Raw genomic sequence first — 12,472 nt, forward strand, 5'->3', positions numbered from 1 at the left:
AACTTGTGCAAACAAGTCAAGTGTATAAAGGTAGTTAAATTGCTTTTGTGATGGTATCGGGTGAGAGCGACTTTTGGCTTTGCGCAAGCAAAACAAGGGAAGCGAGCGACCGAAACCGGAACAAAATGGTTAAGCTACTAAGAGCACACGGAGGATGCCTAGGCGCTAGGAGCCGATGAAGGACGTGGCGAACAACGAAACTGCCTCGGGGAGCTGTAAGCAAGCTTTGATCCGGGGGTGTCCGAATGGGGAAACCCAGCTGGGGTAATTTCCAGTTACTCATAACTGAATACATAGGTTATGTAGAGGCATACCAGGGGAACTGAAACATCTAAGTACCCTGAGGAAGAGAAAACAATAGTGATTCCGTCAGTAGCGGCGAGCGAACGCGGAGAAGCCCAAACCAGAGAGCTTGCTCTTTGGGGTTGTGGGACGTCTCACATGGAGTTACAAAGGAACCGGTTAAGCGAAGAGGTCTGGAAAGGCCCGCCAAAGAAGGTAAAAGCCCTGTAGTTGAAAGTCTGTTCCCTCCGAGACGGATCCCGAGTAGTGCGGGGCACGTGAAACCCCGTATGAATCCGGCAGGACCATCTGCCAAGGCTAAATACTTCCTAGCGACCGATAGTGAAGCAGTACCGTGAGGGAAAGGTGAAAAGCACCCCGGAAGGGGAGTGAAATAGAACCTGAAACCGTGTGCTTACAAAAAGTCAGAGCCCGTTTTAGGGGTGATGGCGTGCCTTTTGTAGAATGAACCGGCGAGTTACGTTCCCGTGCAAGGTTAAGGTGAAGAGCCGGAGCCGCAGCGAAAGCGAGTCTGAATAGGGCGATGTAGTACGTGGACGTAGACCCGAAACCGGGTGATCTACCCCTGTCCAGGGTGAAGGTGCGGTAACACGCACTGGAGGCCCGAACCCACGCATGTTGAAAAATGCGGGGATGAGGTGGGGGTAGCGGAGAAATTCCAATCGAACTCGGAGATAGCTGGTTCTCCCCGAAATAGCTTTAGGGCTAGCCTCGGAAAACAGAGTCGTGGAGGTAGAGCACTGATTGGGTGCGGGGCCCGCAAGGGTTACCAAGCTCAGTCAAACTCCGAATGCCATAGACTTACTTCCGGGAGTCAGACAGTGAGTGCTAAGATCCATTGTCAAAAGGGAAACAGCCCAGACCATCAGCTAAGGTCCCCAAGTGTGTGTTAAGTGGGAAAGGATGTGGAGTTGCACAGACAACCAGGATGTTGGCTTAGAAGCAGCCACCATTGAAAGAGTGCGTAATAGCTCACTGGTCGAGTGACTCTGCGCCGAAAATGTAACGGGGCTAAACACACCACCGAAGCTATGGCTTGATGCTTTGCATCAGGGGTAGGGGAGCGTTGTATAAGGGTTGAAGGTGTACCGTAAGGAGCGCTGGACATTATACAAGTGAGAATGCCGGTATGAGTAACGAAAAGATCAGTGAGAATCTGATCCGCCGAAAGCCTAAGGGTTCCTGAGGAAGGCTCGTCCGCTCAGGGTAAGTCGGGACCTAAGGCGAGGCCGAAAGGCGTAGTCGAAGGACAACAGGTCGAAATTCCTGTACCACCGTAAGCCGTTATGAGCAATGGGGGGACGCAGTAGGGTAGTGACGCGGACTGATGGATGTCCGTCTAAGCAGTGAGGCTGATGTGTAGGCAAATCCGCACATTGTAAGGCTGAGCTGTGATGGGGAGCGAAAATTATAGTAGCGAAGGTCATGATCTCACACTGCCAAGAAAAGCCTCTAGCCAGGTGATGGTGCCCGTACCGCAAACCGACACAGGTAGGCGAGAAGAGTATTCTAAGGCGCGCGGAAGAACTCTCGTTAAGGAACTCGGCAAAATGACCCCGTAACTTCGGGAGAAGGGGTGCCCCGGTAGTGTGAATAGCACGAGGGGGCCGCAGTGAAAAGGCCCAAGCGACTGTTTAGCAAAAACACAGGTCTGTGCGAAGCCGTAAGGCGAAGTATACGGGCTGACGCCTGCCCGGTGCTGGAAGGTTAAGGGGAGTGGTTAGGGAGTAATCCCGAAGCTGTGAACCGAAGCCCCAGTAAACGGCGGCCGTAACTATAACGGTCCTAAGGTAGCGAAATTCCTTGTCAGGTAAATTCTGACCCGCACGAATGGCGTAACGACTTGGGCGCTGTCTCAACGAGAGATCCGGTGAAATTTTAATACCTGTGAAGATGCAGGTTACCCGCGACAAGACGGAAAGACCCCATGGAGCTTTACTGCAGCTTGATATTGAATTTGGGTACGATCTGTACAGGATAGGTGGGAGCCTTTGAAGCATGAGCGCCAGCTTGTGTGGAGGCAACGTTGGGATACCACCCTGATCGTATCTAGGTTCTAACCTGGTACCGTAATCCGGTGCGGGGACAGTGTCAGGTGGGCAGTTTGACTGGGGCGGTCGCCTCCTAAAGAGTAACGGAGGCGCCCAAAGGTTCCCTCAGAATGGTTGGAAATCATTCGAAGAGTGCAAAGGCATAAGGGAGCTTGACTGCGAGACCTACAAGTCGAGCAGGGACGAAAGTCGGGCTTAGTGATCCGGTGGTACCGCATGGAAGGGCCATCGCTCAACGGATAAAAGCTACCCTGGGGATAACAGGCTTATCTCCCCCAAGAGTCCACATCGACGGGGAGGTTTGGCACCTCGATGTCGGCTCATCGCATCCTGGGGCTGAAGTAGGTCCCAAGGGTTGGGCTGTTCGCCCATTAAAGCGGTACGCGAGCTGGGTTCAGAACGTCGTGAGACAGTTCGGTCCCTATCTGTCGTGGGCGTAGGAAATTTGAGAGGAGCTGTCCTTAGTACGAGAGGACCGGGATGGACGTACCGCTGGTGTACCAGTTGTTCCGCCAGGAGCACCGCTGGGTAGCTATGTACGGACGGGATAAACGCTGAAAGCATCTAAGCGTGAAGCCCCCCTCAAGATGAGATTTCCCAGTATGTAAGACCCCTTGAAGACGACGAGGTAGATAGGCTGGGGGTGGAAGTGCAGCAATGCATGGAGCTGACCAGTACTAATCGGTCGAGGGCTTATCCAATAGCAAGTTCTAAATCGCATGCTTCGTTTCGAATCTAGTTTTCAGGGAGCAATCCTTGAATGATGTTGATGATTGTTATTCGGAGAGATACCCAAGTGGCTATAAGGGGACCCTCTGCTAAGGGGTTAGACTGCGTAAGCGGTGCGAGGGTTCGAATCCCTCTCTCTCCGCCATCTTTACCTAAAGGTGGACAAGCAATCAAGACACAATTAATATGGCGGTGTAGCTCAGCTGGCTAGAGCGTACGGTTCATACCCGTAAGGTCGGGGGTTCGATCCCCTCCGCCGCTACCATATTACCCAGGAGGCTTAGCTCAGCTGGGAGAGCATCTGCCTTACAAGCAGAGGGTCGGGGGTTCGATCCCCTCAGCCTCCACCATATACGCCGGTGTAGCTCAACTGGTAGAGCAACTGACTTGTAATCAGTAGGTTGGGGGTTCAAGTCCTCTCGCCGGCACCATTAATGCCTGGAACCGTGGTGTAGTTGGCCTAACATGCCTGCCTGTCACGCAGGAGATCGCGGGTTCGAATCCCGTCGGTTCCGCCATTAATCCTAAAAATTAAATATGGCTCGGTAGCTCAGTCGGTAGAGCAGAGGACTGAAAATCCTCGTGTCGGCGGTTCGATTCCGTCCCGAGCCACCTTTAATCCCTGGAGGATTAGCGAAGTGGCCAAACGCATCAGACTGTAAATCTGCTCCCGTACGGGTTCGGTGGTTCGAATCCATCATCCTCCACCAGTTTTATGAGTCATTAGCTCAGTTGGTAGAGCACCTGACTTTTAATCAGGGTGTCGAAGGTTCGAGCCCTTCATGACTCATCTTTAAAAAAGAGTGATTAATCATTAATTTGATTAGTCGCTCTTTTTTGTTATGTGATTATAGCTCAATATGGATATTTATTAATGCTGGGCAAGATATGATAAACTAATAGAAAACATGCAGAGTGGTGACGTTCATTATATGAAGCTCATACCTGATCTAAAACAGCAAATTGAAGTCATTATTGGCACAACTTTGGACGAATATGAAATTACAATAGAAGAATGGATGCAGTCCGTTGCGAATCTGGTTGGTCGACATGAAAATTCAGAGACCTTTGGTGATGAGGGTGAGTATCAGGAGTTATCTGATCAATCTGCATATCCAAGTTCATCCGATGTGATCAGTCTGAATACGGGAGAGCGTATATTTTTTAAGGTTCGGATGAATGAGAAAGAAGAGACCGTTGTGTGTTGGGGATGCGCTGCAAGATCTATTACCTTGGAAACACGACAATTGATCGAGCTTGTGATCCGTACTAACACGGCTCTACCCGATGAGGTACAACCTGTTGTATATGAGAATGATAGGGAGCAGTATTTGACTGAATTGGGTCTCTGGCTTAAAGAGCAGATCGAAGAACCAACCAAGCAGAAATCTGAAGCGGTCCCTGATCGCTATGTAGTGGCAGCAGAGTTGAATACGGAGAAGATTCTCTTCTTACTGCAAGGAGATACACCGGATGCCCATCGTTTACGATCCAAGGAGCTCAACAAGTTGCTTGAGAGTTACTTTGGCGAGGAGATTGTCTTGATTCCTTTGGGGGAGCAAGAGTGGATATTCATGGGTGATAAAGAAATTGTTACAGAAGAAGCCGAGGAAGATACAACGGAAGCCAAAAAGGATTCACTGAACGCTTTTTGTCTGGGGTTGCATGAATTGGTTGCCAGTGAGTGGGCTGGGGTGTTCCATCTGTCTGCATCTCTGCCATGCATTCCTGCGCAACAACTTGTATCGGTCACAACTCTTCTTAAAGAAAGTGTTCACTTGGGGAGAGCATTCCATGTTACGCAGCATATTCATCTCCCATGGGATCTTCACCTGGAGCGGTTGGTTGCGAGCATTCCAGATGAGCAACGTACACGTTTTATACAGGAAACAGGCAAAGACACGTTAATCTTCAATGACAGTGAGACACTTGCTACGCTGGAGACTTTTTTTAGTCTGGATTGTAATGTTAGCGAGACAGCGAAACGACTTTTCATCCATCGTAATACGTTGGTATACCGTCTGGATAAGATCAAACAGGAGATTGGCTATGATGTGAGGCACTTCGAAAGTGCTGTTCTAGTGCAGTTTTTACTACTAATGTACAAAGTGACGAAAAAGCATTGATATTTTTGTGCAGTTTGCGAATAGTCAAACCTCACGTAGATAGGGTATTATATAAATACAAATTGTATTCGATTACAAAATGATCTCTGAGGAGGCAACAATCATGGCTGGAGTACGTTTAGAGCATATTTTCAAAAAATACCCGGGTTCTGATAAAGCAACTGTAGTTGACATTAACCTGGACATTAAAGATAAAGAATTTCTGGTACTGGTAGGTCCGTCCGGTTGTGGTAAATCAACAACACTTCGTATGATCGCAGGCCTTGAGGAAATTTCTGAAGGTAAACTCTATATCGGTGACCGTGTCGTTAATGATGTTGCACCTAAAGACCGCGATATCGCGATGGTATTCCAATCCTATGCCTTGTATCCGCATATGAGCGTATATCAAAACATGGCGTTTGGTTTGAAATTGCGTAAGGTTAAAAAAGATGAGATCGACAAACGTGTACGTGAAGCAGCTAAAATCCTGGATATCGAACATTTGCTTGAGCGTAAACCTAAGGCATTGTCCGGTGGTCAACGTCAACGTGTCGCTTTGGGACGTGCGATTGTCCGTGACCCACAAGTGTTCTTGATGGATGAGCCTCTCTCCAACTTGGATGCCAAACTGCGTGGTCAAATGCGTGCAGAGATCACTAAACTTGCGAAACGTTTGGAAACAACTGTTATCTACGTAACGCATGACCAGATCGAAGCTATGACGATGGGTGATCGGATCGTTGTTATGAAGGATGGTATCATCCAACAAGCAGCTTCTCCGGAAGAGTTGTATAACCTGCCGGCTAACCTGTTCGTAGCTGGTTTCATCGGTTCCCCGACAATGAACTTTATCTCGGGTAAACTCGCTGAGCAGGGTACTAGCATGCATTTCATAGCTCCTGGTGTGGATGTTGAAATCCCGCAAGGTAAAGCACAAGTGTTGAAATCTAGAGGATACATTGGTAAAGAAGTGATTCTGGGTGTTCGTCCAGAAGACATTCACGAAGAGCCAGTATTCCTGGAAGCATCCCCGAACTCTGTATTCTCTACACACGTAGATGTTACAGAGAACCTGGGTCACGAAATGCTCCTCTACTTGAGCGGTGTTGGTAATGATACAACGATCGCACGTGTAGACGGACGTTCTAACACTCGTGATGGTTCCACAGTTAAAATGGCCATCGACATGAACAAAGTTCATATCTTTGACAAAGAGACTGAAGTGAACGTACTTCTTCAAGACAAATAATACTGGGATTCCTCGGTGACGATGGAACCTGACAGTTAACGCAATTATACATTGTAATGAGAGCCCCTTCCGTTATTGCTGGAAGGGGCTTTTTTAAGATTAATGAATTTATAAGTTTCGGCAGAGTTGAAGGATTAATAATCGTAAGAAAAACACCCCTTAAACTACGAATGTAGTATCCTAGAAGGTGCTTCGATCAGAAGACTTTTCTTACTAATGGTTGTCGGAGGCTGCGATTGCATTCATCCCGGAATTCATTTAAGATTATTTGAAGGTCTGTCTTCATATATTTGAGGAATCGACTGTTGGAAGGATATGCAGTCCGTACCCCATGTAGTGAATGTGCTAATAATGGAAATAACTGATACACGATCTGATGTACATAGAGGGACAGCTAATGCTGAAAGGAAGAGACAAATGGCGAAAAAAGTGAAAGTATCTGAACTGGTGCAACAATTTCAGTTGGAGGTTGTTTCTGGATCTCACGGATTGAAAAGAGTCATTACGGTAGATGACCTGAACCGTCCTGGTCTGGAAATGGCCGGTTATTTTGAATACCATCCACAAGAACGGGTACAGCTACTTGGAAGAACGGAGTTAGCTTTCTTTGCAATGTTACCTGAGCAAGAGCGGCGCGATCGTATGCAACGTCTTTGTACGGAAGAGACACCTTGTATCGTTGTCACGCGTGGACTGGAAGTTCCGCAAGAGCTGATTGATATCAGTGAAGAACAGAATCTGGCTGTACTTCGCAGCAATATGGCTACTACGATTCTATCCAGCCGGATCACGGGATTCCTGGAAAAGAAATTGGCACCAACAGCAACCATTCACGGTGTACTTTGTGATGTCTATGGCGTAGGTATGCTGATCACAGGTAGCAGCGGTATTGGTAAGAGTGAAACAGCGCTTGAACTGGTGAAACGTGGACACCGACTGATTGCTGATGATGCGGTAGAGATCCGCCAAACGTCAGATTTTCAGCTGCACGGTACTGCACCAGAGTTGATCCGCCACTTGCTCGAAATTCGAGGTGTCGGTATTATCAACGTCATGACATTGTTCGGGGCCGGTGCGGTTCGGAATAACAAAAGGATTACTTTGGTTGTACGTCTGGAAGCATGGCAGCAGGATAAACAATATGATCGTCTGGGTCTGGATGAAGAGACTACACGTATCATTGATACGGATGTACCTCTGGTTACAATCCCTGTTCGTCCGGGACGGAACTTGGCGGTTATTATTGAAGTGGCAGGTATGAACTATCGCCTGAAACAGATGGGTCTGAATGCTGCACTGCAATTCACGAACAAGCTGACAGCAACCATCTCGGAAGATATGGAAGACATGGATTAAGAAACATTTTATACAAGGAAATGAAGATAAATGGTTGACATGTACTGCTTCTCTTAAGGCGCAGGGCATGCCAACCATTCGTCATGCGTACGATTGATTGAATAAATAGGAGTGTGAATGAATGGATACATTATTACTGTTGAACCCGATTGCGTTCTCTATTGGAGCGTTAAAGGTTCACTGGTACGGGCTTATTCTTGGTGCCGCGGCACTTATAGGACTCCTGCTCGTGATCCGGGAGGGCAAACGATACAATATTCCACAGGAAGTGTTCATGGACATGGTCCTGCTGGGTGTGCCTTCTGCCATCATTGGTGCCCGTATCTACTACGTAGCATTTAAATGGGAAGATTATAAGGATAATTTCTGGGATGTCTTTAAAATATGGAATGGCGGTATAGCCATCTATGGTGCCCTTATTGGTGCAATCATCTGTGCAGTTATTTTCTTCCGTCGTAAAGGATATAACTTCTGGCGTATGGCCGATATCTGTGCGCCTGGACTGCTCGTTGGACAGTTGATCGGACGCTGGGGGAACTTTGTGAATCAGGAAGCCTACGGCGGTCCTGTAGAAGAATCATTTTTGAGAGACAAGCTTCATCTGCCGGACTTTATTGTGAATCAAATGAACGTAGAAGGCGTATTCCACCATCCTGCATTTTTGTATGAATCGATGTGGAGTCTCGTTGGTCTGGTCGTGCTGCTGGTTCTGCGTCGTCAGAAGTTTCTGCGTTCAGCTGAACTGTTCATGTCTTATTTCATCTGGTACTCTATCGGTCGCTTCTTTATTGAAGCTTTGCGTACGGACAGTCTGGGCTTCCAGGCTCCGCAGTGGGTTGCTTCATTAGTGAACGGGCTGTGGTCTCCAATGACTGCAATGGGCTTTGAACAAGGATATCTGGATCCTGCTTACGGTAACGTACGAATCTCACAACTGCTTGCTATTGGCATTATTATTGTAGCTGTTGTATTCATTGTGGTGAGAAGAGTGACAGGCAAAGCGGATGTTCGTTACAGTGATCCAATTGTATCGTCCAAAGTTCTTGCAGATGATATGGAGCATACGGGAACGGTTGCTGGCAAAGAGAACAAGATATCACCTCCAGCCAAAGATGATCCGAAGCAAGTTGATGATAAAAAGGAGTAATGCAACATGATTGACACGGTATTGTTTGATCTGGACGGAACGATTATTGATACCAATGAGTTGATTATCAGCTCATTCCAGCATGTTATGGGGGGATGGGAGCATTCAGCTCCATGGACTCGGGAACAGATCATTCCACATATGGGTGGCACACTGGAGCAGCAAATGCGCACTTTCTCTGGCCAGGAGGAAGTCTCCGAGTACGTGAAAGGTTACCGTGCTTATAATGATATCCATCATGAAGCGATGGTTAGACCTTTTCCACATGTTATTGAGGTAGTAGAGGCGCTGCATCAGGCTGGCATTGTTATGGGTGTGGTCACAACCAAGATTCGTCCATCTACATTAAAGGTGCTGGAACGTTTTGACCTACTGAAATATATGAAGACGATTGTAACAGTGACCGATGTGACGAATCCGAAGCCGCACGCTGAACCTGTACTGAAAGCCATGACGGAACTAGGTGCAGATCCTGCCAAAACGTTAATGGTGGGTGATAGTCCAGTAGATATCCAATCGGCACAGAATGCGGGCGCTCTATCGGCGGGGGTTGCATGGTCCCTTAAAGGGGAAACAATCCTGAACGGATATGGACCCGATCATATGTTGCACGACATGAGAGACTTGTTGAAACTCATCCGTATTGAAACGGGACGTTCATGAGAAAAGTAACCCGCTATCCGGTAGAGGACCAGAATGCACTTTGGCATATCTACAAGACAGTGAGTCCGTGGAAGGGCGTTCGTAATTTTATCTGGATCCAGTTGTCACGCTACTGTCCAATCCTATCGGTGAAGAATTGGATTTACCGCCGAATGCTCGGCATGAAGGTGGGAAAACACACTGCTTTTGGCCTGATGGTGATGGTGGATGTGTTTTTTCCGGAGAAAATAACGGTCGGCGAAAACTCGGTCATCGGTTACAACACAACGATTCTCGCTCATGAGTATCTCATTAAGGAGTACAGGCTCGGTGAGGTGATTATCGGGGAAAATGTACTGATTGGTGCCAATACAACGATTCTGCCCGGGGTAACAATAGGAGACGGAGCCGTTGTGGCTGCTGGAGCTGTCGTACATAAGGATGTTGCACCAGGAGCTTTTGTTGGAGGTAATCCACTTCGTGATTTATCCCGCGCGGCAGCTTCTACGGAAGAAACGGTCTTTAACACGGATGATTCTTCTCAGGGTAGTGTGCATTGAGTCAATAAAGTAATGAATGAAGATGGGTTGAAGTAAAAAGCTGCTTATGGCAGCTTTTTTCGTATATAAATACCCCTTTGTGAGCGTAACGGCGTGTATATAAAACGATATGTCGATCCAAGGGCAATCAAGCTTTGGTATTGTTGACGGTAGTGCGGATTTCATGTTATCATATCCCATATCCTTTAGTTTGTTAGCACTTTACCATGTGAAAGTATCCCTAGAGAAATGAAGCATGATAAAGATTGAACTAAACCAATAGTTGAAGGCGTATGCGATAATATTGTGATTCAAGGTTTATAAGATAGAATGGGGATTTACACTACATAAATCCTGTTGAAATAGAACGAGTACAACTCTTAAATTACTGACTCGGGGTGAATAATACCAATGTCCAAACCAAAAGGTTTTGAAAAACCGACCGGATTCCGCGACTATACACCACATGTAGTATCCAAGCTGCGGACGATTGAACGCAATGTACTGGAATGTATGGAACGCTGGGGTTACCGTCAGATCATCACACCAACGATTGAATATTACGATACGGTGGGTGTAGCAAGCTCTACATCAGATCGCAAATTATTTAAATTGCTAAACAGCCGGGGAACCACACTGGTACTCAGATCGGATCTAACGGCTCCAATTGCACGCGTAGTTTCATCCATGCTCAAAGATGAGCAGTTGCCACTGCGTTTATCCTATCATGCGAACGTATTTCGTTCCATTGAAGAGGAAGCTGGGCGTGAGGCTGAATTTTTCCAGACGGGCGTGGAGCTGGTAGGGGACGACTCACCTGAGGCGGATGCAGAAGTTGTTGCCCTTGCGATTGCCTCTTTGCAGGCAGCGGGCGTGTCTTCTTTTAAAATAGCCATGGGCCATATGGGATTCCTGAACGGATTACTGGAGGAAGTAATTCCAGGCCAGACCGCTGAGCAGGAGCAATTGAAGGAGGGGCTGCTCGGACGTGATTATGTCGGCTATCGCCAGTCCATTGAAGCATTAAATCTGGAGCAGAAGTTAAAAGAACAGCTTGAAGCGATCCTGCGTCTGCGTGGTGGCAAGGAAGTATGTACACATGCGGTAGAGCTAAGTTCAAGTGCTGAAGCAGCACAGTCGATTGCACATCTGTGTGCGGTGTTCGAAGTGTTGGAAGCGTACGGTGTATCCGAACATGTGCTGATTGATCTGACGATGATCGGTGATTTCTCCTATTATACGGGCATGACCTTTGAAGGCTATGCAGCCGAACTGGGATCTCCGGTATGTAGCGGTGGACGGTATGATAATCTGTTACAACAGTTTGGGCGTTCGTTGCCAGCTACAGGATTTGCACTGAAAACGAACCGGATTATTGATGGTGTTCATGGCATTGTCATTGAAGAGAAACAACCGGTACTTATCCAATATGACCCGAAACGTCGGGCCGAGGCACTAACAGAAGCGGCAAGATTACGCAGTATGGGACAAAATGTAGTGACACTCCTTCTTCCTGGAGATGGGGCTGAGGCAAGTGCCGTATCGGTTGAAGCAAGAACCGCTCAGGCTGAGCAGGTTATTACTTACGGATCTGAAGAAGGAGGACGCTGAGATGTCGGATATTCTGAAGGTGGCCATGCCGAAGGGCCGAATCTACAAAAAAGCCTCCAAATTGTTTCGTGAAGCGGGGCTGGATATTCCAGAAGACGTAGACGATACACGCAGATTGGTCATTGAAGTGCCGGAAGCTGGAATGGAATTCATTATGGCTAAGCCAGTAGATGTTCCAACATATGTGGAGTACGGTGTTGCCGATATCGGAATTGTTGGTAAAGACGTGCTGCTAGAGGAAGATCGGGATGTGTACGAACTGTTAAATCTGGGAATCGCTCAGTGCCGTATGTCTGTGATCGGACTTCCCGACTGGAAGCCAGGCATCCAGCAACGTGTTGCAACGAAGTATCCGAGGATTGCTTCACAGTATTTCCGGGAGCAGGGGCAGCAGGTCGAGGTGATCAAGCTGAATGGTTCCATTGAGCTTGCGCCTTTGATTGGTCTGGCAGACCGGATTGTCGATCTGGTGGAGACAGGTCAGACGCTGCGAGAGAACGGACTTGTGGAGATGACGGGCATTCTGGATATAACGAGCCGTCTTATCGCGAATCGGGTAAGTTATCGGATGAAAAATGCACGAATCCAGGCTTTGTGTGATGCACTTCAGCAAGTCATTCCAGTATCGAATGAAATTTCGGCGGGAAGCCTTCGGGGATAAACTAATGCGTTGGAAACATAGATGAGAAACATACAAAGCAGAAGCAAAAGTAAGAGTAAGAGACACAAGAAAGAAA

The 12,472-nt window shown here is 47.6% G+C and carries 8 protein-coding genes, 8 tRNA genes and 1 rRNA gene; all 17 read left to right on the forward strand.

The window, feature by feature from the left end; genetic code table 11:
* Window positions 1-127 precede the first annotated feature (127 nt).
* The 17 genes from MKY92_RS00695 to hisG all read left to right on the forward strand — a co-directional run bounded on the left by MKY92_RS00695 (window position 128) and on the right by hisG (window position 12,396).
* A 23S ribosomal RNA gene (locus MKY92_RS00695) occupies window positions 128-3,055 on the forward strand.
* 81 nt (window positions 3,056-3,136) lie between these two features.
* Window positions 3,137-3,228: transfer RNA gene (locus MKY92_RS00700), tRNA-Ser, on the forward strand.
* 43 nt (window positions 3,229-3,271) lie between these two features.
* Window positions 3,272-3,348, forward strand: a tRNA-Met gene (locus tag MKY92_RS00705).
* 9 nt (window positions 3,349-3,357) lie between these two features.
* Window positions 3,358-3,433, forward strand: a tRNA-Val gene (locus MKY92_RS00710).
* A gap of 5 nt (window positions 3,434-3,438) precedes the next feature.
* A tRNA-Thr gene (locus tag MKY92_RS00715) sits at window positions 3,439-3,514 on the forward strand.
* 9 nt (window positions 3,515-3,523) lie between these two features.
* Window positions 3,524-3,601 (forward strand) — tRNA-Asp (locus tag MKY92_RS00720).
* A 21-nt stretch (window positions 3,602-3,622) separates the two neighbouring features.
* Window positions 3,623-3,695, forward strand: a tRNA-Phe gene (locus MKY92_RS00725).
* A 12-nt stretch (window positions 3,696-3,707) separates the two neighbouring features.
* Window positions 3,708-3,793: transfer RNA gene (locus tag MKY92_RS00730), tRNA-Tyr, on the forward strand.
* Between the two features lie 7 nt (window positions 3,794-3,800).
* Window positions 3,801-3,873 (forward strand) — tRNA-Lys (locus tag MKY92_RS00735).
* 142 nt (window positions 3,874-4,015) lie between these two features.
* Window positions 4,016-5,209: a helix-turn-helix domain-containing protein gene (locus MKY92_RS00740; RefSeq protein ID WP_339298762.1), complete on the forward strand. Its 1,194-nt coding sequence runs from the start codon at window positions 4,016-4,018 to the stop codon at window positions 5,207-5,209.
* Window positions 5,210-5,312: 103 nt separating this feature from the next.
* On the forward strand, window positions 5,313-6,440 hold the full coding sequence (gene ugpC, locus MKY92_RS00745; RefSeq protein WP_017691279.1) for a sn-glycerol-3-phosphate ABC transporter ATP-binding protein UgpC: 1,128 nt from the start codon (window positions 5,313-5,315) through the stop codon (window positions 6,438-6,440).
* 417 nt (window positions 6,441-6,857) lie between these two features.
* A complete protein-coding gene (gene hprK / locus MKY92_RS00750; RefSeq protein WP_017691278.1) occupies window positions 6,858-7,796 on the forward strand; it encodes an HPr(Ser) kinase/phosphatase in 939 nt (312 codons plus the stop codon).
* Between the two features lie 121 nt (window positions 7,797-7,917).
* On the forward strand, window positions 7,918-8,943 hold the full coding sequence (gene lgt / locus MKY92_RS00755; RefSeq protein WP_339298763.1) for a prolipoprotein diacylglyceryl transferase: 1,026 nt from the start codon (window positions 7,918-7,920) through the stop codon (window positions 8,941-8,943).
* A gap of 6 nt (window positions 8,944-8,949) precedes the next feature.
* The gene (gene ppaX, locus MKY92_RS00760) at window positions 8,950-9,606 is read left to right on the forward strand and encodes a pyrophosphatase PpaX (RefSeq protein ID WP_017691276.1); all 657 of its coding nucleotides are present in this window, start codon (window positions 8,950-8,952) and stop codon (window positions 9,604-9,606) included.
* Window positions 9,603-10,145, forward strand: a complete 543-nt coding sequence (locus MKY92_RS00765; protein WP_036616162.1) for a DapH/DapD/GlmU-related protein — start codon at window positions 9,603-9,605, stop codon at window positions 10,143-10,145. The genes ppaX and MKY92_RS00765 overlap by 4 nt, the downstream gene beginning before the upstream one ends.
* A 390-nt stretch (window positions 10,146-10,535) precedes the next feature.
* Window positions 10,536-11,735, forward strand: a complete 1,200-nt coding sequence (locus MKY92_RS00770; protein ID WP_339298764.1) for an ATP phosphoribosyltransferase regulatory subunit — start codon at window positions 10,536-10,538, stop codon at window positions 11,733-11,735.
* A 1-nt stretch (window position 11,736) separates the two neighbouring features.
* Window positions 11,737-12,396, forward strand: a complete 660-nt coding sequence (hisG, locus tag MKY92_RS00775; RefSeq protein WP_237178353.1) for an ATP phosphoribosyltransferase — start codon at window positions 11,737-11,739, stop codon at window positions 12,394-12,396.
* The last annotated feature ends 76 nt before the right edge of the window (window positions 12,397-12,472 follow it).

Source organism: Paenibacillus sp. FSL R5-0623, assembly GCF_037974265.1.
In the GTDB taxonomy this organism is placed as follows: Bacteria; Bacillota; Bacilli; order Paenibacillales; family Paenibacillaceae; genus Paenibacillus.

Coding starts and splice junctions, on each gene's coding strand:
- MKY92_RS00740 (WP_339298762.1), top strand. CDS start 4,016: ATGAAGCTCATACCTGATCTAAAACAGCAAATTGAAGTCATTATTGGC.
- ugpC (WP_017691279.1), top strand. CDS start 5,313: ATGGCTGGAGTACGTTTAGAGCATATTTTCAAAAAATACCCGGGTTCT.
- hprK (WP_017691278.1), top strand. CDS start 6,858: ATGGCGAAAAAAGTGAAAGTATCTGAACTGGTGCAACAATTTCAGTTG.
- lgt (WP_339298763.1), top strand. CDS start 7,918: ATGGATACATTATTACTGTTGAACCCGATTGCGTTCTCTATTGGAGCG.
- ppaX (WP_017691276.1), top strand. CDS start 8,950: ATGATTGACACGGTATTGTTTGATCTGGACGGAACGATTATTGATACC.
- MKY92_RS00765 (WP_036616162.1), top strand. CDS start 9,603: ATGAGAAAAGTAACCCGCTATCCGGTAGAGGACCAGAATGCACTTTGG.
- MKY92_RS00770 (WP_339298764.1), top strand. CDS start 10,536: ATGTCCAAACCAAAAGGTTTTGAAAAACCGACCGGATTCCGCGACTAT.
- hisG (WP_237178353.1), top strand. CDS start 11,737: ATGTCGGATATTCTGAAGGTGGCCATGCCGAAGGGCCGAATCTACAAA.